Genomic DNA, 19,075 nt, shown 5'->3' with positions numbered 1-19,075 from the left:
ATCACGCCGTCACCCCCCGCTCCTCCAGTGCCAGCTTCATCGATCGCAGGGCGTAGAACACCCGAGAGCGCACCGTGCCGCTGGGGATACCCAGCGTCTCGGCCGCCTCATTGACCGTACGCCCCTTGAAGTACGTCTCCACGAGCACTTCCCGGTGGGCCGGGGTCAGGTCGTCGAGCGCGTCCGACAGCGTCATCAGCCACAGCGCCTTGTCGATCTCGTCCTCCGCGGGGATGACCTCCAGCGGCGACGGATCGACCTCCTGCGGCCGGGCCTGCCGGCTGCGGTGGCCGTCGATGACGATGCGGCGTGCGACCGTCACCAGCCAGGGGCGTACCGAACCGGTCGCCCGATTGAGCTGACCGGCGTTCTTCCAGGCACGGATGAGCGTTTCCTGTACGACGTCCTCGGCGCGCTGCCGGTCACCGGCGACGAGGCGCAGGACATACGCGAGCAAGGGTCCGGCGTGCTCTCGATACAGGGCACGCATCAACTCCTCGTCAGGTTCCGAGGGCTGTGAGGACATGCGATGTCGGGCCCTCGATCCACGTTCATTGGCCACGGCCGCATCCTTGCGCACGCCCACCTCCGGTGTCCGGGGGTTCCCCCAGTCGGTCGCTCGCCCACCCGTACGGAGAGAAGCGGCGCGGTGTTCAAACGGAGGTGACAGATTTCTTCGGAGTGACGTGACGAGCGGGACATGCACGCATAATCCCACCGCCTGATCTTTACATTTCCGACACATCGCCGGGGGCTCCCGGGAGATGCCCGTGTACCAGCCACCGAAACTCGCTGTAACGGAAATCACGCTCGGGCGAGAGCGGCCCGCCGCCGGTGCCGGGCCACCCGCTCCCGGTTGCCGCAGACCTCACTGGAGCACCATCGCCGGCGCCGCCCCCGGGAGGTGTCCAGGTAGACGAGCGGGCAGTTGCCCCCCTCGCACTCCCGCACGGCCGCCCGAGCGACGGGATCGGTGAGCAGCTCCACGGCGTCCCGCGCGACGAGCGCGAGCAGCGCCGCGCAGGTCGGCGGGTCGGCCAACTCCCGCACCAGACCGCCCCCTTCACGGCATACGGCACGCAGGGCCGGAGGCGCGGGACGGGCGGCTTCGTTGACCCGTCCGAGCGCCCGCGCCTGCGAGGACGAGTCCGGCACGCGGGAGTCGGGCACCAACTGCCCGATGTGCGCCCGTAGTTCCCGGAACCCCACGAGCCAGGAGGCGTCGGCGTGACCGAGCTCCGTCCCCTCCGGCACCAGCCCGGCCCCGCCGATCCACCCGCACAACGCCTCCACGCCGTCCAGCCGTTCGACCGGATGCGTGGTCGCGAGGAGATCGAGACAGATCCGTCCGGCGTCGAACCGCAGTTCGTACGGGGACGTGGCCGTACCCAGTGCCATGCGCCTGTCACCGCCTAGGCAGGAAGCGTGGGGTCTCCTCTTCACAGTGCCTGCCCGCAGACGTCTCCGGAACCCCTCGTACCGCCCGGGGCACGACCCGGCCATCACCGCACCGTCCCCCGGCCCACGGGGTTCTCCGTCCGGCCCGTCCCCGGCGGGGACCGCGCAGCCCGAAGCGCGGGTCGTCCCCGTCCGGTCCGGATACCCCGTCGGCCCTCGCCGCCCCCGCTCACGGCCGCGAGTCTTTGTCCTGCGAAAGCACCGCGAGCCGCCCCAGAGAAGACCCGGGGGGACGGCGGCCCAGAAAGGAAACGTTCATGAGCACGCGCACCCGGATCGTCGCGCTGGCGACGGCCGCGCTGCTGGGCGCCGGAGCCACCGGCATCGCCCTGGCGCCCACCGCCAACGCCGCCTCGTACCACGGCATCGACGGCGGCGGCGCCGTCACCGACGACTGGCAGGACGAGGAGGACCTCGGCCTCGACGACTACGCCCAGAGCAACGCCACGGCCCTGTGGGAGACCGTCCTGTACGCGGACGGCGCCCAGTGGCAGGACGACGACGGCGACTGGCACAGCTTCAAGAAGAGCCAGATCGACGGCTCGTTCGGCCCGGAGACGGAATCGGCGACCCAGTGGTGGCAGGAGCACTACCACCTCTCGGACGACGACGGTGTCGTCACCGACCAGAGCTGGGCGTTCGCCCAGCGGTGGCTCGTCGGCCCGTCCTCCGGCGGCGTCGTCACGTACAAGGGCGACGCACGGAACGTCACCTTCAAGCGGATCGGCGGCAAGTACCGGGTGCGGATCAAGGGCTCCGGTCCATGGCGGCTCGCGTACTACGACAAGCTCGGCTGAGCACACGGCCGGCCCGCGGGCGGGCGATCGTACGGTCCCCCGCCCTACGGGGCAGCGCCCACAGCAGCCCCGCCCCCAGCAGCACGCCGACGGCGAACGCGGCCAGCGCCGCCGTCCGCCACCGCCCGTGCCCGGCGCCGCACGGCTGCGGCTCGCCCCCGGTCCCGGTTTCGGCTTCCGGCGGCGCCGCGAACTCTCGCAGCACTGCGGACTCCGGCGGCGGCACGGGCTCCGGTGCGCCCTGCGGCCATGCCTGTCCGGCCAGCTCCCACAGCGCCAGCAGCCGCGCCTGATCCGCTCCCGCCAGTCGGCACAGCACCTGCACCGCTCCCCTCGGCGGCAGTTTGGACCCGCTGAGATACCGCTGCCAGGACGACTTGCTGTACGCGGTCCGCCGGGCCAGTTCGGCGAGGCTGAGTCCGGTACGGCCCTTCAGCAGGCGCAGTTGCCCGACCAGGTGCCGGCACTCTCTCGGCAGCGAATCCGGCAGGGGCCGCCAGCGTGTCATCCTCGTCCCCCCGAGTGCCGGCCGCCCCGTCTCCGGGTGCGGCGCCTCCCCACCACCGTCCGGCGTCAGCCTGACGCCCGGCCGAAAACATCCGGCAGAGCGCACACCCGGCACCCCGGAGCACCCGAGGTCGCACGTGCGCGGCCGGGCGGGGCGGCAAGGCCCGGACGGTGGAGGAAGAGCCCTGAGTGGCGAACCGAGCACCTCCCGCGACGGGCCACGACCCCTCGCCGCTCGGCCCGTTGCTGTGCCGCGGTCCCCCCAACGTCGTACGGCGGCCGGACCTCTTGGGGGCACTTCGGTGGGTACAGTCGGACGATGCCCGAGCTGCAGCGGCTGCACGCCGGCCACGCCCCGGCGGTCCTGGCCTTCGAGCTGGCGAACCGCGCCTACTTCGCGGCCTCGGTCTCCGACCGGGGTGACGCGTACTTCGAGCAGTTCACCGAGCGGTACGACGCCCTGCTGGCGGAGCAGGAGGCCGGCGTCTGCGCCTTCCACGTGCTCGTCGCCGAGGACGGTTCGGTGCTGGGCAGGTTCAACCTGGTCGACATCACCGACGGCACGGCGGAACTCGGCTACCGGGTCGCCCGGCACGTCACCGGCCGCGGCGTGGCGACGGCGACCGTCCGGGAACTGTGCCGGCCGGCGGCGGAACGCCATGGACTGCACACGGTCAGGGCGGCCACGGCCCTGGAGAACACCGCGTCCCGGAGGGTGCTGACGAAAGCCGGCTTCCTCGCGGTCGGACCGGCCGACCCGTCCGAGGTCGGGGGCAGGCCGGGGACCTGGTACCAGCTCAGCCTGCCGCTTCCGCCGCGTACGCCAGGAACTCCGCCCAGGTGACCGGGCTCCGGCTCACGCGTCCGCGTACTTCGCGTCCGTGGCGGGGTCCAGCGCCAGCCGGTACCCGCGCTTGACCACCGTCTGGATCAGCTTGGGCGCCCCCAGCGCCGTGCGGAGACGGGCCATCGCCGTTTCCACGGCGTGTTCGTCGCGGCCCGCGCCCGGCAGTGCGCGCAGGAGGTCCGCCCGGGGGACGACCCAGCCGGGGCGGCGGGACAGGGCCCGGAGCAGGGACATGCCGGCCGGCGGGACCGGCTTCAGGGCGCCGTCGACCAGGACCGCGTGGCCGCGGATCTCCACCCGGTGGCCGGCGATCGGCAGGGCGCGGGCGCGGGCCGGGAGTTCCTGGCACAGGAGCTGGACGAGGGGGCCCAGGCGGAAGCGTCCCGGCTGGATCGTGTCCACGCCCTGCGCCTGGAGCGGAAGGGCGGTCACCGGGCCCACGCAGGCCGGCAGGACGTCGTGGGCGAGCGCCGACAGCAGGTCCGGCAGGAGGCCTCGGGTCTCCGCCCGCTCCAGCAGGGACGCCGCCGCGGGGGCGCTCGTGAACGTGAGCGCGTCCAGGGACCGGGACACGGCCGCGTCCAGGAGCCGGTCCAGCGGCGTGATGTCCTCCGGGGGCATCCACCGGTACACCGGGACCGGGACGACCTCCGCTCCGCCGGCCCGGAGGGACTCGACGAAGCCCGGGAGCGGTTCGCCGTGCAGCTGTACGGCTATGCGGCGGCCGTCGACGCCCTCCGCCAGCAGGCGGTCCAGGACCTCGGCCAGGGACTCCGAGCACGGGGACCACTCCTCGGTCAGGCCGACCGCCCGGATCGCTCCCTTGACCTTGGGTCCCCGGGCCAGCAGCTCCGCGCCGCGCAGCCGTCCGAGCAGCTGCTCGCCCAGGCCCCAGCCGTCGGCGGCCTCGATCCAGCCCCGGAAGCCGATCGCCGTGGTGGCCACGACCACGTCCGGCACCTGGTCGATGATCTCCTTGGTGGCGGCGAGGAGTTCGCCGTCGTCGGCCAGCGGCACGATACGCAGGGCGGGGGCGTGCAGGACCGCGGCACCGCGCCGCTGGAGCAGGGCGCCCAGCTCGTCGGCACGGCGCGCGGCGGTGACGCCCACGGTGAATCCCGCGAGCGGACCGTGCTCGGAATGCTGCTCTACGTCGTACATGGGGCTCTCCTAGCTGACCGGCGCGCGAATCGAGCCTGTCAACGGCGCGTGACAGGCTCGGTTCGGCTTGATGTCACCGGTGTTACGTCACACTTCCACGTAGCTGAGCTGCTGCTTTGCCTCAGCTGTGGGCTCCGTCTGTTCCTGCCCGGCCGGGCGGCGAAGGTATACGGCCCACGTCACCGCGAAGCAGACGCCGTAGAAGGCGAGGAAGGCGACGAATGCGCCGGTGCCGGAGCCGTAGGACAGGAAGGACTGGCGGAAGGCCAGGTTGATGCCGACTCCGCCGAGCGCTCCGACGGCGCCGATGAGGCCCATGGAGGCGCCGGAGAGGCGGCGGCCGTGGGCTGCGGCGGCCTCTCCCGTCAGCCCCTTCGCCAGGGCCTTGGCCTGGAAGATGCCGGGGATCATCTTGTACGTCGACCCGTTCCCGAGCCCGCTGAGCACGAACAGGACGACGAAGACGGACACGAACAGCGGCAGCGACTTCTGCATGCTGGCGACGATCAGCACGGCGGTGGCGGCGGCCATGCCGACGTAGTTCCACAGGGTGATGCGAGCACCGCCGTAACGGTCGGCGAGCCAGCCGCCGACGGGACGGATCAGGGAGCCGAGCAGCGGGCCGATGAAGGTCAGGTAGGCGGCCTGCAGGGGCGTACGGCCGAACTGGTTCGTCAGGACCTGGCCGAAGGCGAAGCTGTAGCCGATGAAGGAGCCGAAGGTGCCGATGTAGAGGAAGGACATGATCCAGGTGTGGGCGTCCTTCGCGGCGTCCTTGGCCGCGCCCGTGTCGTTCTTCACCGTCGCCAGGTTGTCCATGAAGAGGGCGGCGAGCGTGGCGGCGACGACGATCAGCGGGATGTAGATCCCGAGCAGGACGCGCGGGCCGCCGCTCGCGCCGATGATGGCGAGGGCGACCAGCTGGATGACCGGCACGCCGATGTTGCCGCCGCCCGCGTTCAGACCCAGCGCCCAGCCCTTCTTCCTGAGCGGGAAGAAGGCGTTGATGTTGGTCATGGAGGAGGCGAAGTTGCCGCCGCCGATGCCGGCCAGCAGGCCGACGAGGAGGAAGGTGGTGAAGGACGTTCCCGGCTCCATCACCACGAACGCGGCCACGGTCGGGATCAGCAGCAGGCTCGCCGAGATGATCGTCCAGTTACGGCCGCCGAAGACGGCGACGGCGAAGGTGTAGGGGATGCGGACGACGGCGCCGACGAGCGTGACCATCGAGGTCAGCAGGAACTTGTCGGCGGGGGTGAGACCGTACGCCGGGCCCATGAAGAGGACGAGGACGGACCACAGGGCCCAGACGGAGAAACCGATGTGCTCGGAGAGGACGGAGAACCAGAGGTTCCGGTTGGCGACCTTCTGCCCGGTCGCCTTCCAGAATCCCTCGTCCTCCGGGTCCCAGCGCTCGATCCAGCGGCCACTGCGACGGGTTGGGGCTGTTGGGGCTGGGGCTGTCATCACGCCTCCACGGGGCTCCGGCTGCTCGGTCTGCCGTCGACCTGCCATCGACTGACTCAGCCCGAAGGTAGGGAGGGCGCGTTTCCTGCCTGTGGCTGTGAATGACCGCAAGGGAACGTTGCTCTCACTCACCGCCCCCGTGCCCGGTGAGGGTCATCAAGTCGTGTGCATGACATCCGCATCGGCGGCCGGCATCCAGCTCCCGGCGGGCCGCCGCAGCCACCCCTGAGCCCGTGCCAGCTCGGCCGCCGCCCGGCGCAGCGCGTCCAGTGCGGGATGGACCAGTCCCTTCCGCCACACCAGGGAGACCGGCGACAGCGGGACGGGGTCGACGAGGGCCCGGCGCACCGTGCGGGGCATCGGCGGAAAGTCCATCACCGCCAGCACGGGGTGGCGGGTCTTGGCCATGATCCGCTCGAACTCCTCGTCCCCGAAGGCCGGCGGAAGGGGTGCGGCGAGCCGGATGCCGCGTCCCTCGAAGAGCCGTCCCGCCAGGTCGGTCCACTCCAGGGTGCGCGGGTTCCCGGCGCCGGCGTACACCGTCTCGCCGGCCAGCGCGGCCAGGGGCACTTCGGCGAGGGGGGCCAGCGGATGGTCCTCGGGCAGTACGACGGCCATCGGCTCGTAGCGCACCGGCTGCTGCTCCAGCGCGGACCGCAGCGCCGGGTCCAGGCCGGTGAAACGGCCGAAGGAGGCGTCCAGCCGGCCGGCCAGCAGTTCGCCGGCGGCTCCGGTCAGGCCACTCTCGTAGCGGGCCAGCAGCTCGCACTCGGGGGCCAGTTCACGGGCCCGGTGCAGCACCCGGCGGCCGGTGACCAGGCCCGGCGTGTTGAGGTCCACCAGCAGCGGGCGGGACTGGCCGGGACCGAAGGCGGCGAGCAGGTCGTCCTGGGCGGCGAGGACCCGCCGGGCGTGCGGCAGCAGACGCGTACCGTCCGCGGTCAGCGTCACCTGCCGGGTCGTCCGCAAGAACAGCTCCACCTCCAACTCCCGCTCCAGGCGCCGCACATCCCTGCTGAGCGCCTGCTGGGCGACGTACAGACGAGCCGCGGCGCGGGTGAAGTGCAACTCCTCCGCGACGACGACGAAGGCGCGCAGGAGTCGTGGGTCCAGGTGGGCGGGCATGGCCGTGAACCTACAACACAGGTGAGTGAATCAGCGCGGAGAAGGTGTTGGACCCCTTGATCCACCGAGGGCGAGGGTGGCTCCATGCCCTCGGTCATATCCACCACCCACAGCTACCGCCGCCTCTTCCGCCTCCCCGGCACCCGCGCCTTCACCACCGGCAACCTCCTCGCCCGGCTGCCCATGGGCATGTTCAGCGTGAGCGCCGTCGTGATGATCGCCGGGTCGCGGGGCTCGTACGCCCTGGCCGGTGCCGTCACCGCGACCGGTCTCGCGGTGACCGCGCTGGCCGGACCCTGGATCGCCCGGCTCGTCGACCGGCACGGGCAGGCCCGCATCGCCGTACCGGCCACGCTCGCGTCCGTGCTCGGCAGCCTCGCGTTGCTGCTGTGCGTGCGCCACGACACCCCGGACTGGACGCTCTTCGCCGCCTACGCCCTCACCGCGACCACCCCGAACATCGGCGGCCTCTCCCGCGCCCGCTGGGCCCACCTGCTGCGCGACGAGCCCGGCGCGCTGCACACCGCCAACTCCTTCGAGCAGGCCGCCGACGAACTGTGCTTCATGCTCGGCCCGGTGCTGGCCTCCTTCCTCACCGGCACGTTCTTCCCGGAGGCGGGCACGCTCACCGGCGCCGTGCTGCTGCTGTCCGGCATGCTGCTGTTCACCGCCCAGCGAGCCACCGAGCCGCCGCCGCGGGCCCGCTCAAAGGCGCCCTCGCCGCTGCGCAGCCCCGGCATCCCGCCGCTGCTGGCCTGCTTCCTCGCGACCGGCGCGGTGTTCGGCTCGATGGAGGTCGTCACGATCGCCTACGCCGACGTGCAGGGACACCGGTCGGCGGCCGGCGCCGTGCTCGCCCTGCAGGCGGCGGGGTCGTGCGCGGCGGGTCTGGCGTACGGCGCGCTGAAGCCGACAGGGCTGCGGCTGAGCCACTGCCTGACGGGGATGGCCGTACTGATGACACTGCCGTGGGCGGCGGCCGGCCTCACCGGCTCGCTGTGGACGCTGGCGGGCGCGCTGCTGGTCGCGGGGATCGCGACGGCGCCGACGATGGTGACGGCGATGACGCTGGTGCAGCGGCGGACCCCGGCCGACCGGCTCAATGAGGGGATGAGCCTGATGGTGACCGCCCTGCTCACCGGGATCGCCTGCGGCTCGGCGGCGGGGGGCTGGACGGCGGAGCACCTCTCCCCCGTCTCCGCGTACGCCGTACCCGTGGCCGCCGCTGCCCTCGCCCTCGGGTTGGCCACACTCACCGGCGCCGGCCGGGTGCAGCCCCAGCGGTACGGCTGCCCATGACGACGGCCCCGCCGCTGAAAAGCGACGGGGCCGTTGCCCACATGGGGTGAACCCCCGGAGGGGCTTGGTGGAGATGGCGGGAATCGAACCCGCGTCCAACGGTGCGGAATCAGGGCTTCTCCGTGTGCAGTCCGCTTCGCTTTTCTCGGCCCCGGAGATCACGCGGACAAGTCTCCGACGGGCTCAGTCACTGTTTGATTTCCCTCTACACCCCGTGACCGGGTCTAGAGGTTTAGTTCCCTAGCTGATGCCAGGATCCGGGTCGGGAACAGCCCCGGGCTGACACTTCGCAAGTCGCTGCTTAGGCAGCGAGGGCGAAGGAATCGCGCTTGGTGTTGGCGATTATTTTTTGCGACATATGGTTTACGAGATCATTGCCGCTTCCTCGACACGCTTCCCCTGCTTCGACAGCCGCTGTCGAAACCGATCATCCCCATGTTGATTTTTCAATCCCTCCGTATGGAGGGTGCCGCACTCTCCGTGGAGTGCACTGCCATCGTACGTGACCAACGCACGACGATGCCAGCCTATTCCCCGGCGGCCGGCCGGCTACATGCCGCGCTGCCTGCGCTTCGCCGCCGCGATCGCCCGGTCCGACTCCCGCCGGTCCTGCTTCTCCCGCAGCGTCTGCCGCTTGTCGTACTCCTTCTTGCCCCGTGCGAGGGCGATCTCGGCCTTCGCCCGGCCGTCCTTGAAGTAGATGGCGAGGGGCACGATCGTGTGACCCGTCTCCTGGGACTTCGACTCCAGCTTGTCGATCTCCTCGCGGTGCAGGAGCAGCTTGCGCTTGCGGCGCGCGGAGTGGTTGGTCCAGCTGCCCTGGTGATACTCGGGGATGTGGGCGTTGTGCAGCCACGCCTCACCGCGGTCGATCTGGACGAAGCCGTCGGTCAGCGAGGTCCGCCCCTCGCGCAGCGACTTGACCTCGGTGCCCATGAGCACGAGCCCGGCCTCGTAGGTGTCGATGATCGCGTAGTCGTGCCGGGCCTTCTTGTTCTGGGCGACGATCTTGCGCTTGCCGCCCTTCTCGCCGTCCCTGGCCTTGGCGGCCCCGCCGCCCTGCTTGGGCTGGGACTCCTTCGGTACGTACATTCCCTTGCTCATAGTGCCGACCATTTTCGCACTACGGAGGGGCCATGCGTACAGCCGATTAACACGGGGCTACGAGGGGTTGCCCAGGCCCGTGAGCACGGTCTGGGCCCGCCGCAGGGACTCGCCCGGCGGCGCCTCCAGGTCCGGGGTGATGCCCCGGCCGTCGACGGTGTGGCCGGAGGGAGTGCGGTAGTGGCCGACGGTCAGCTCGGCCACCGAGCCGTCAGGGAGTTTCGTCGGCATCTGGATGGAGCCCTTGCCGAAGGTGCGCGAGCCGATCACCACCGCACGGCCCCGGTCCTGCAGGGCCCCCGTGAGCAGCTCGGCCGCGCTCATCGTGCCGCCGTCGACCAGGGTGACCAGCGGCCGGGCGGTGTCGCCGCCGGGCTCGGCGTGCAGCGAGCGCGGGGCGCCGTCGACGTCGTAGGTGGCGACCAGGCCGCCGTCGAGGAACGCGGAAGAGGTCTCCACCGCCTCGGTGACCAGTCCGCCGGAGTTGCCGCGCAGGTCCAGGACGATCCCGCCGTCGGCCGGGACCTGCCGTACCGCGGCGTGGACGGCGTCCCCGGTGCCCTTGGTGAACGCGGCGATCTTGATGACGGTGACCCCGCCGGGCAGTCTGCTCACCGTCACGGAGTGGGTGGACAGGCTGGCCCGGCGCAGTTTTTCGGTCCACGCACGCGTGCCGCGTTCCAGACCCAGGGTGACGGTCGTACCGGCGGCCGCGTCGTCGGCGTCGCCGCGCAGTAAGGAGACGACCTCGGTGACCGGCCGTCCGTCGACCTTGCGGCCGTCGACGCTGCGCAGCCGGTCGCCCGTGCGGACCCCCGCCTCGGCGGCGGGCGAGCCGGGCTGCACCTTGGTCACCTCGATCCGGCCGTCCCGGTCGCTGCGCGCCCACAGCCCGACGCCGGTGTACCGGCCGTCGAGGGCGTCCTGGAACTCCTGGTACTCGCCTTCGGAGTAGACGGCGCCCCAGCGGTCCCCGCTGCGGCTGACGGCCCGCTCGGCGGCCTCCATCGGGGACTTGCCGTCGGCCATCGCCTCGGCGGCGGCCTTCTGCACGTCCTCGTGCCGGGTGGCCGACGGCACCGGCCCGGAGGCGGCCCTGCGCGCGTGGGTACCGGTCTCCGGGAAGGAGCCGGTGGCGGCGCCGGCGACCAGAACGCCGGCGAAAACCAATGTCAGGGCGGCCCCGCGGCGGATGCGACGGGGCTGGCTGAACAGGTCTCCGCACAGCTCTCGGCCTGACATGGCGGTGAGTCTAGGACAACGCGAAGGGCCGTACGGCCGGATGCCCGTACGGCCCTCTTGGCATGCGTCACACCTTCAGGTACTTGCGCAGCGCGAAGAACGCCGCCAGCGACGGCATCACCACGCTCGTGGCGAGGATCAGCGGCAGCTTGGTCAACACCGCGTCCCAGCCGACGAAGTTGATGAGCTGGAGCTTGTGGGACAGGGCCATGCCGTGGTCGATCGTGAAGTACCGGCCGACCACCAGGGCCACACAGGCGAGCCCGCCGCCGATGAGCCCGGCGACCGCGGCCTCGGCGATGAACGGCGCCTGGATGTAGAAGCCCGAGGCGCCGACCAGCCGCATGATCCCGGTCTCACGCCGGCGGCTGAACGCCGAGACACGCACGGTGTTGACGATCAGCAGCAGGGCGACGATCAGCATCAGCGCCATCACGCCGAGCGCGCCCCGGTTCATCAGGTTCAGCAGCGTGAAGAGGTTGTCCAGGATGCCCTTCTGGTCCTGCACGGACTGCACGCCGGCGCGTCCGTTGAAGGCCGACGCGATGACCTGGTACTTCTGCGGGTCCTTGAGCTTGATCCGGTACGACTCCTGCATCTGGTCCGGCGTGAGCGATCCGGCCAGCGGGGAGTTGCCGAACTGCTCCTTGTAGTGCTTGTACGCCTGGTCCTGCGACTCGTAGGAGACCTTCTCGACGACCGACGTCATCTTGTTCAGGTCATCGAGGATCTGCTTCTTCTGGTCCGCCGTGACCGCGCCCTTGGCGCAGTTGACGTCCGATTCGGCGTCGTGCTTGTTGCACAGGAAGATCGAGACGTTGACCTTGTCGTACCAATAGCCCTTCATGGTGCTCACCTGGTCGCTCATCAGCAGCGAGCCGCCGAAGAGGGACAGGGAGAGGGCGACGGAGACGATGACGGCGAAGGTCATCGTCAGATTGCGGCGGAGACCGACACCGATCTCCGACAGGACGAACTGGGCGCGCATGGCGTCTGGTCGAGCCTTTCCGTCGTGAACTTGCTTAGTGCTGGTAGCCGTAGACGCCGCGGGCCTGGTCGCGGACGAGGCGGCCCTTCTCCAGCTCGATGACGCGCTTGCGCATCTGGTCCACGATGTTCTGATCGTGCGTCGCCATGATGACCGTGGTGCCCGTCCGGTTGATGCGGTCGAGCAGCTTCATGATGCCGACGGAGGTCTGCGGGTCGAGGTTGCCGGTGGGCTCGTCGGCGATCAGCAGCTTGGGCCGGTTGACGAAGGCCCGCGCGATGGCCACGCGCTGCTGCTCACCACCGGACAGCTCGCCCGGCATCCGGTCCTCCTTGCCGCCGAGCCCGACGAGATCGAGCACCTGCGGCACGGACTTGCGGATCTCGCCGCGGGACTTGCCGATGACCTCCTGGGCGAAGGCCACGTTCTCCGCGACGGTCTTGTTCGGCAGGAGCCGGAAGTCCTGGAACACCGTCCCCAGCTGGCGGCGCATCTGCGGCACCTTCCAGTTGGAGAGGCGCGCGAGGTCCTTGCCCAGCACATGCACCTGGCCGTGACTGCACCGCTCCTCGCGGAGGAGCAGCCGCAGGAAGGTGGACTTTCCGGAGCCGGAGGACCCCACGAGGAACACGAACTCGCCCTTCTCCACCTCCAGGGAGACATCCCTGAGTGCGGGGCGGGTCTGCTTGGGGTAGACCTTGGAGACGTTGTCGAATCGGATCACGGATGCACCACGGGTCGCCGGGGGTAGATGAGCGTGACCATACGCGAACCGGGTGTGCAAGTGCAGTCGCAGGACGAGGTTGGGTAAGGCTTGTACGTTTTTGTACCGTGTCCTGTCCTTGCCCGGCTCCCCAAGGCCCCGCGCATGCACTCCGCGAACCTGGCACAGTGGAGGGGGAACGTTCTGGTTCCCGTGAGCGTTGTACGAGCGATGGCCGGTGCAAGGAGGGCGAGCGCATGACGTACGACCGGTTGGTGTGCGCGAACTGCGCGGCGCCCGTGAGCGAGGGCCGGTGCCCGGTGTGCCGTGCCAACCGCGAGCGACTGCAGCAAGAGGGTTTTCTGGGCGGGGTGAACCCGATGGCGCTGGTCGCGCTGCTGGCGGTGCTGATCGCCGCGGTGGCGCTGCTGGCGCACCAGACCGCGTGAGACAACGCGTGAGAAAACTCTGAGAACAGCGTCAGGGCCCGGAGCGCCGAGCTCCGGGCCCTTCAGCATGCGCGATGCGTGCGCAGCGTGACCGTGGGGTCACGATCAGGCCGCAGCGCCGCCACGGCCGTTCACCAGACGCGGCAGGACGCGGAAGCCGACGCCGCCGGCGATCATCGTCGCGGCACCGATGACCAGGAACGCGGTCTGACCGGCACCGGTTTCGGCGAGCTGCTTGCCGCTGCCCTTGCCCTGGGCCTGGGTGTCGGAGCCGGTGTCGGTGAGCTCCGAGGAGCCCTCCTCCTGCGAGGCGTTGTTGTTGCCGCCCTGCGGGGTGTCGTGGTTGCCGCCGGTGCTGGAACCGCCACCGGTACCGTGGCCGCCACCCGTGCCACCGGAGGTGCCGGTACCGCCCGTGTTGCCGGTGCCGCCGTTGTTGCCGGTGCCACCGTCGGTCGTACCGCCGTTGTTGCCGGTGCCACCGTTGTTGCCGGTACCGCCGTCGGTCGTACCGCCGTTGTTGCCGGTACCGCCGTTGTTGCCGGTGCCACCGTTGTTGCCGGTGCCACCGTCGGTCGTACCGCCGTTGTTGCCGGTACCGCCGTCCGTGGTGCCGCCGTCGGTCGTACCACCGTCGGTGGTGCCACCGATGGTGACGGTGCCACCGTCGGTCGTGCCACCGTCCGTGGTGCCACCGTCGGTCGTGCCGCCGTCCGTGGTGCCACCGTCGGTGGTGCCGCCGTCAGTGGTGCCACCGTCGGTCGTGCCGCCGTCCGTGGTGCCGCCGTCGGTGGTGCCACCGTCGGTCGTGCCACCGTCCGTGGTGCAGACGGCGATCGGGCAGCCGCCGTCGGTGGTGCCACCGTCGGTGCCGCCGTCGTCACCCCCCACGTTCGTGTGCGCGCCCAGGCTGATCGGGCCCGCCTGGACATCGAGGTCCAGGGCGGAAGCCGCACCGGCTGCGGTCAGTGACGCACCGGCCGCGATCACGGCGCCCGCGGCTATCCGCGCGACCCGGATCCGCGTCTTCTTCGTCATATGGTTGCTACCCCCAGTAGCTGTTCGTCAATGAGGCCGCGCGTGGGGCGTGCCGTGATCGACGGAGGCAGCTGGCGACGAAGTACGCGTCTTGATCCCCCGGTTCACATGCGCCCCAGATGTACGCATGCCGCGCCTCACCCTTCCGATTTTTCAAAGCAACGTCAAGGGCGTTGCGGGCGCAATGTCCGTTGGGGTGGCGTTTGGGGCGAGTTGAAACCTGTGAGTGTGATGTAAAACCCAGACAAAAGACAACTGCCGCCTCTGGGGCGGCAGTTGTCAGGCCGGTTGTCTTGTCGACAAAGTTACTTCTCTTGCTGCTTGCGCCAGCGAATACCGGCCTCCAGGAAGCCGTCGATCTCGCCGTTGAACACGGCCTCGGGGTTGCCGACCTCGAACTCGGTCCGCAGGTCCTTGACCATCTGGTACGGGTGCAACACATAGGAACGCATCTGGTTGCCCCAGGAGTTGCCGCCGTCGCCCTTGAGGGCGTCCATCTTGGCCTGCTCCTCCTGCCGGCGGCGCTCCAGCAGCTTGGCCTGGAGGACGTTCATCGCCGTGGCCTTGTTCTGGATCTGCGAGCGCTCGTTCTGACAGGAGACGACGATGCCGGTGGGGAGGTGGGTGATGCGCACCGCCGAGTCGGTGGTGTTCACGCCCTGACCACCGGGCCCGGAGGAGCGGTAGACGTCGATCCGGAGATCGCTCTCGTCGATCTCGACGTGGTCGGACTGCTCGACGACGGGCAGCACCTCGACGCCCGCGAAGGAGGTCTGGCGGCGGCCCTGGTTGTCGAAGGGCGAGATCCGCACGAGGCGGTGCGTGCCCTGCTCGACGGAGAGGGTGCCGTAGGCGTACGGCGCCTGCACGGAGAAGGTGGTCGACTTGATGCCGGCCTCTTCGGCGTACGACGTCTCGATGAGCTCGGTCTTGTAGCCGCGCTGCTCGGCCCAGCGCAGGTACATGCGCTGCAGCTTCTCGGCGAAGTCGGCGGCGTCGACGCCACCGGCCTCGGCGCGGATGTTGACGAGCGCCTCACGGGCGTCGTACTCGCCGGACAGGAGGGTGCGGACCTCCATCTCGTCCAGCGACTTCCTCACCGCGGCCAGCTCGGACTCGGCCTCGGCGCGGGTGTCCGGGTCGTCCTCCTCCTCGGCCATCTCGAAGAGGACGGCGAGATCGTCGATCCGGCCGCGCAGCGCCTCCGCCTTCCTGACCTCGGCCTGGAGGTGGGAGAGCTTGCTGGTGATCTTCTGCGCCTCGTCCGGGTTGTCCCAGAGGGACGGCGCGGCCGCCTGCTCCTCGAGCACGGCGATGTCTGCCCTCATCCTGTCGAGGTCCAGGACGGCCTCGATCGACTCCATGGTCGAGGAGAGGGACTTCAGCTCTTCGGATACATCGACGACTGCCACGGTTCCAGCGTAACGGCTCCGCCGAGCGGCGAGGGTCGAGTGTGTCGCAGCCGACGGCATGCCCGGCACCGCCCCCCACCGCCCTGGGGTCTCCGCCCCCAGCCCCCCGCTTCCCAACCACCCACCCGCCTCGGCCGGGCTGGGCTGGGTGAGACGGGGACGGTGGGGCGGAACCGGGTGGGGTGGGGTGCGGCAGCGGCCGGGGCCGGATGGGGCAGAACGGGGCGGGGTGGGGCTGTGGGGCGGCCCGGGGGCGTTTCTTGATCGGCCGAGGGGCAGCTGGGCTGGGGGGCTGCTCAGCCGACCGAGACGGGTGGGTGGGTGGGAAAGGGGGTCCAGGGGGCGGAGCCCCCTGGGTGGGTCAGGGGGTCGACGTGCTGTGGGTGTCGGAGGGCTTCTCGGAGCTGCCGTCGGCCGACGCCCACCACGCGCCGACGCCCACCACGGCCGCCAGGACCACCCCGGCCACTCCCAGCGTCACCCTGCGCCGCCGTACCGCCGCGCGGTGGCGGGCCGAGCCGGGCCTGGGCGTACCGGCCGCCCGAGGAGCGCGAGCCGTACCGTGCGCGCCCCCCGCCAGCTCGTCCGGCGCCGGCACCCGCATCGACGTGTGCGTGTCCCGGTTGGAGTCCGGTTTGGCCCCGGGGACGAGGGACACGGCCCCCCGACGCCGTACCGGCTCACCCGGCGGAGCCGACGGCAGGGGCTCCTCGGCGGCCTCCTCGGAGAGGTCCGGCTCGTCCACGTCCAGCGGTGGCATCCCCGCCAGCGTCGGCAGCTGCTCGCGCAACCGCGCCGCCAGCTCCGAGGCGCGCAGCCGGGACGCGGGCGCCTTGGCCAGGCACTGCACGATCAGCTGCCACAGCTCTTCTGGAATTCCGGGCAGCGGTACGACGGTCTCGGTGACGTGGCGCCGCAGCACCGCGCCGGGGTGGCCGCCGCCGAAGGGGGTGAACCCGGCCAGCAGCTCGTACAGGACGGTCGCGAGGGCGTAGATGTCCACGGCCGCGCGCGGCGGCAGACCCTCGACGATCTCCGGGGCCAGGTAGTCCGGCGTACCGATGATCTTCGTGGTCCGGGTCCGCTTCGGCGAGTCGATCAGCTTGGCGACGCCGAAGTCGGTGAGCAGCGCCGGGTGGGCGCCGCCGGGGCCGAGCGGGCCCTGCATGTCCAGCAGGACGTTCTCGGGCTTCACGTCCCGGTGCACGATCCCGGCCGCGTGGGCCGCCGCCAGCGCGTCGGCGATGTCGGCGACGATCGCCACGGCCGCCTCGGGGGCCAGCCGCCGCTCGCGCTCCAGGCGGGTGCGCAGGTCGGTGCCGCGCACGAGGTCCATGACCAGGGCCAGGTCGTTGCCGTCGACCACCAGGTCCCGCACGGTGACGATGTGCGGGTGCTCCAGACCGAGCAGCGCGGTGCGCTCGTGGACGAAGCGTCCGACGAGCTCCTGGTCGGAGGCGAGGTCCTCACGCAGCAGCTTGACGGCGACGGGCCCCTCCGGACCCTCGCCCAGCCACACCGTGCCGGCGCTGCCCCGCCCCAGGATCTGGTTCGCGGTGTACCGGCTGCCGATCTTCCGTGCCAAGACTGCTCCTACAGACGCGTGTTGTCGCTAAAACTACGCGTCCGATGAGCCAACCTTCACCGCGGAGACGGAAATCACCCGTCAGATGTCGACAAATCCACAAGCCTGTGATCAGTTGGCGCTGCCGGACGAACCGCCCAGGTCCTTGACCCAGCGGCCGGCCTGGCCGATCCAGTGGGTCAGCTCGTGCCAATAGCTCCTGCCCTGGCCGACCCAGGTGTGCAGCGGGGTCAGCTCGTAGATCAGCCAGCTCGCCACGACCAGGATGACGATCGTGAACAGACAGCCCTTCAGACAGCCGAGTCCCGGGATCTTCATGGGGTTGGCACTGCGCTGCCGCGGCGCGCGGGGCTCGCGCGCGGGCCGTTGCGGCTCCGGCGCGGGCGGCGCGTACCGCTGCGGCTGCTGCGGCGGCGGGGCGTACTGCTGAGGCTGGTGGGCCTGTTGCGGCTGCTGGGGCGCATAGCCGTACCCCTGCTGGTACCGTTGCTGCCCGCCGCGCTGCTGCGGCTGCTGCGGGCGGGCCTGCGGGGCCGGGCGCGGCTGCTGCTGGGGCCGGGCGACCTGCCGCTGGGGCCGGTGGCGCAGCGGATCGTCCTCCGGGGACAGGTACTGGATCTGCGTCTGCTCGTTGCGGTCGCGGGCGGCGCGCAGCTGACTCTGCCAGGGGTGCGGCTGCTCGGGCTGCTGCCCCTGCGGTCCCGCGTTCGGCAGCACCGCCGTCGGGTCCGCCGCGCCCGTGTTCGGCAGGACGGCGGTGGGGTCGGCCGCGCCGGCGGGGCCGCCGGTGTGCGGCAGGAAACTGGTCGCGGCGTTCGGGTCGTACGACCCCTGCGGGCCGGTGTTCGGCAGTACCTGGGTGGGGTCGGCGGCGCCGGGCACACCCGGGACGGCGGCAGGTTCCGGGTCCGGCGCGAGCAGCGCGCCGACACCCTCGGCCGCGGCGATCTGCGCGGCGTTGGCGTGCACACCGATGCCCTCGGCGACGACCCTGAGGCCCCGCGCGAGGTTCTCGGCACTCGGCCGTTCCTCCGGGTTCTTGCGCAGGCAGCGCTCTATGACCGTCCACAGCGGGTCCGGGACGGTGGAGGGGCGGCGCGGCTCGGCGCTCAGGTGCTGGTGCAGGACCTCCAGGGCGGTGCTGCCGGCGAACGGCGGGCGTCCGGTCACCAGCTCGTACAGCAGGATGCCGGCCCCGTAGATGTCCACGGCGGAGGTCTGCGGGCGGCCCTCGGCGGACTCCGGTGCCACGTACGCGGGCGTGCCGACGAACTCCTGGGTGCGGGTCAGGCCCGGGGAGTCGGCGAGGCGGGCGATGCCGAAGTCGGTCAGCATCGGGTGCATCCGGCCCTCGTGCTGCTCTAGCAGGACGTTGGCGGGCTTCAGGTCACGGTGGACGACGCCGTCGGCGTGGCTCGCGGCGAGCGCGTCGGCGATCTGCGCGGTCATCAGCGCGGCGGCGACCGGGGTGAGGGCGCCGTTCTCGCGCAGGTAGCGGTGCAGGTCGGGGCCGTCGACGAGGTCCATGACCAGCGCCAGCAGATCGCCCTCGACGACCAGGTCGCGGACCCGGACGATGTTCGGGTGGGTGAGGCGGAGCAGGACGGAGCGCTCGCGCAGGAAGCGCATCACGATGTCCGGATCGCTCGCCAGCTCCTCCTTGAGGACCTTGATCGCGACCGTCTCGCCGGGCTGCCCGGGTACGGCCGCCTCGGCGCCCGCGGTCTCGCGCTGGCGGGCACGCCAGACGGTGCCTGTGGCGCCGCGCCCGAGCGGCTCCTCAAGCAGGTACTTGCTGCCGACTGGCCGCACGTCACGCGCTCCCTGCTGCTTGCTGATGCTTGCTTGCCTGCATTCCGGTTGTCATTCCGGTTGTCCGACCCACTGTAGTGC

At 71.0% G+C, this 19,075-nt stretch carries 18 protein-coding genes and 1 other RNA gene; 4 read left to right on the top strand and 15 right to left on the bottom strand.

Annotation, left to right across the window (positions count from 1 at the left end; translation table 11 throughout):
• Window position 1: 1 nt before the first annotated feature.
• Together ACIGXP_RS15460 and ACIGXP_RS15455 are read right to left on the bottom strand one after the other, a co-directional pair.
• Window positions 2-586: a sigma-70 family RNA polymerase sigma factor gene (locus ACIGXP_RS15460; RefSeq protein WP_030167252.1), complete on the bottom strand. Its 585-nt coding sequence runs from the start codon at window positions 584-586 to the stop codon at window positions 2-4.
• A gap of 218 nt (window positions 587-804) precedes the next feature.
• Entirely contained in the window at window positions 805-1,398 is a 594-nt protein-coding gene (locus tag ACIGXP_RS15455; RefSeq protein ID WP_399768534.1) for a CGNR zinc finger domain-containing protein, read from the bottom strand.
• 317 nt (window positions 1,399-1,715) lie between these two features.
• Between ACIGXP_RS15455 and ACIGXP_RS15450 the strand changes: the two genes are divergently transcribed.
• Window positions 1,716-2,255 carry a peptidoglycan-binding protein gene (locus tag ACIGXP_RS15450; protein ID WP_363213883.1) on the top strand — a complete coding sequence of 180 codons (540 nt, stop codon included), beginning with the start codon at window positions 1,716-1,718 and terminating at the stop codon, window positions 2,253-2,255.
• Here the strand turns inward: ACIGXP_RS15450 and ACIGXP_RS15445 are convergent.
• A complete protein-coding gene (locus tag ACIGXP_RS15445) occupies window positions 2,206-2,763 on the bottom strand; it encodes a helix-turn-helix transcriptional regulator (protein ID WP_363213882.1) in 558 nt (185 codons plus the stop codon). The genes ACIGXP_RS15450 and ACIGXP_RS15445 overlap by 50 nt on opposite strands.
• 318 nt (window positions 2,764-3,081) lie before the next feature.
• On the opposite strand from ACIGXP_RS15445, the gene ACIGXP_RS15440 reads away from it, so the two are divergent.
• A complete protein-coding gene (locus ACIGXP_RS15440; RefSeq protein WP_363213881.1) occupies window positions 3,082-3,606 on the top strand; it encodes a GNAT family N-acetyltransferase in 525 nt (174 codons plus the stop codon).
• A 12-nt stretch (window positions 3,607-3,618) separates the two neighbouring features.
• On the opposite strand, the gene ACIGXP_RS15435 is transcribed toward ACIGXP_RS15440, so the two are convergent.
• The 3 genes from ACIGXP_RS15435 to ACIGXP_RS15425 all read right to left on the bottom strand — a co-directional run bounded on the left by ACIGXP_RS15435 (window position 3,619) and on the right by ACIGXP_RS15425 (window position 7,362).
• A complete protein-coding gene (locus ACIGXP_RS15435; protein ID WP_363213880.1) occupies window positions 3,619-4,770 on the bottom strand; it encodes a uroporphyrinogen-III synthase in 1,152 nt (383 codons plus the stop codon).
• A gap of 87 nt (window positions 4,771-4,857) precedes the next feature.
• Window positions 4,858-6,237, bottom strand: coding sequence for a nitrate/nitrite transporter (locus tag ACIGXP_RS15430; RefSeq protein WP_363213879.1), 1,380 nt, complete (start codon window positions 6,235-6,237; stop codon window positions 4,858-4,860).
• 156 nt (window positions 6,238-6,393) lie between these two features.
• Window positions 6,394-7,362 (bottom strand): LysR family transcriptional regulator, encoded by a 969-nt coding sequence (locus tag ACIGXP_RS15425; RefSeq protein ID WP_399768530.1) that lies wholly within the window; start codon window positions 7,360-7,362, stop codon window positions 6,394-6,396.
• An 84-nt stretch (window positions 7,363-7,446) separates the two neighbouring features.
• On the opposite strand from ACIGXP_RS15425, the gene ACIGXP_RS15420 reads away from it, so the two are divergent.
• The gene (locus ACIGXP_RS15420; RefSeq protein WP_399768528.1) at window positions 7,447-8,661 is read left to right on the top strand and encodes an MFS transporter; all 1,215 of its coding nucleotides are present in this window, start codon (window positions 7,447-7,449) and stop codon (window positions 8,659-8,661) included.
• A 65-nt stretch (window positions 8,662-8,726) separates the two neighbouring features.
• Here the strand turns inward: ACIGXP_RS15420 and ssrA are convergent.
• From ssrA to ftsE, 5 genes are all read right to left on the bottom strand, one after another.
• Window positions 8,727-9,096, bottom strand: a transfer-messenger RNA (tmRNA) gene (gene ssrA / locus ACIGXP_RS15415).
• 114 nt (window positions 9,097-9,210) lie between these two features.
• Window positions 9,211-9,753, bottom strand: coding sequence for an SsrA-binding protein SmpB (gene smpB, locus ACIGXP_RS15410; RefSeq protein ID WP_363213937.1), 543 nt, complete (start codon window positions 9,751-9,753; stop codon window positions 9,211-9,213).
• A gap of 69 nt (window positions 9,754-9,822) precedes the next feature.
• Window positions 9,823-11,007: a S41 family peptidase gene (locus ACIGXP_RS15405; protein WP_399768526.1), complete on the bottom strand. Its 1,185-nt coding sequence runs from the start codon at window positions 11,005-11,007 to the stop codon at window positions 9,823-9,825.
• A gap of 67 nt (window positions 11,008-11,074) precedes the next feature.
• Window positions 11,075-11,995, bottom strand: a complete 921-nt coding sequence (gene ftsX / locus ACIGXP_RS15400; protein ID WP_363213875.1) for a permease-like cell division protein FtsX — start codon at window positions 11,993-11,995, stop codon at window positions 11,075-11,077.
• A gap of 34 nt (window positions 11,996-12,029) precedes the next feature.
• Window positions 12,030-12,719 carry a cell division ATP-binding protein FtsE gene (gene ftsE, locus ACIGXP_RS15395; protein ID WP_363213874.1) on the bottom strand — a complete coding sequence of 230 codons (690 nt, stop codon included), beginning with the start codon at window positions 12,717-12,719 and terminating at the stop codon, window positions 12,030-12,032.
• Window positions 12,720-12,955: 236 nt separating this feature from the next.
• Here ftsE and ACIGXP_RS15390 point away from each other — a divergent pair, with 236 nt between their 5' ends.
• On the top strand, window positions 12,956-13,147 hold the full coding sequence (locus ACIGXP_RS15390) for a hypothetical protein (RefSeq protein WP_363213873.1): 192 nt from the start codon (window positions 12,956-12,958) through the stop codon (window positions 13,145-13,147).
• A 105-nt stretch (window positions 13,148-13,252) separates the two neighbouring features.
• On the opposite strand, the gene ACIGXP_RS15385 is transcribed toward ACIGXP_RS15390, so the two are convergent.
• From ACIGXP_RS15385 to ACIGXP_RS15370, 4 genes are all read right to left on the bottom strand, one after another.
• The gene (locus ACIGXP_RS15385) at window positions 13,253-14,185 is read right to left on the bottom strand and encodes a hypothetical protein (RefSeq protein WP_399768523.1); all 933 of its coding nucleotides are present in this window, start codon (window positions 14,183-14,185) and stop codon (window positions 13,253-13,255) included.
• 305 nt (window positions 14,186-14,490) lie between these two features.
• Window positions 14,491-15,597 carry a peptide chain release factor 2 gene (gene prfB, locus ACIGXP_RS15380; RefSeq protein WP_399768521.1) on the bottom strand — a complete coding sequence of 369 codons (1,107 nt, stop codon included), beginning with the start codon at window positions 15,595-15,597 and terminating at the stop codon, window positions 14,491-14,493.
• A 361-nt stretch (window positions 15,598-15,958) separates the two neighbouring features.
• Window positions 15,959-17,182, bottom strand: coding sequence for a serine/threonine-protein kinase (locus tag ACIGXP_RS15375; protein ID WP_399768519.1), 1,224 nt, complete (start codon window positions 17,180-17,182; stop codon window positions 15,959-15,961).
• Between the two features lie 111 nt (window positions 17,183-17,293).
• On the bottom strand, window positions 17,294-18,994 hold the full coding sequence (locus ACIGXP_RS15370; RefSeq protein WP_399768517.1) for a serine/threonine-protein kinase: 1,701 nt from the start codon (window positions 18,992-18,994) through the stop codon (window positions 17,294-17,296).
• Window positions 18,995-19,075 lie beyond the last annotated feature (81 nt).

The sequence above is a fragment of the Streptomyces sp. NPDC053069 genome (genome assembly GCF_044546895.1).
GTDB lineage: Bacteria > Actinomycetota > Actinomycetes > Streptomycetales > Streptomycetaceae > Streptomyces.
The sequence above is the reverse complement of the archived record's forward strand: the minus strand, read 5'-3'. Positions and strand labels throughout refer to the sequence as shown.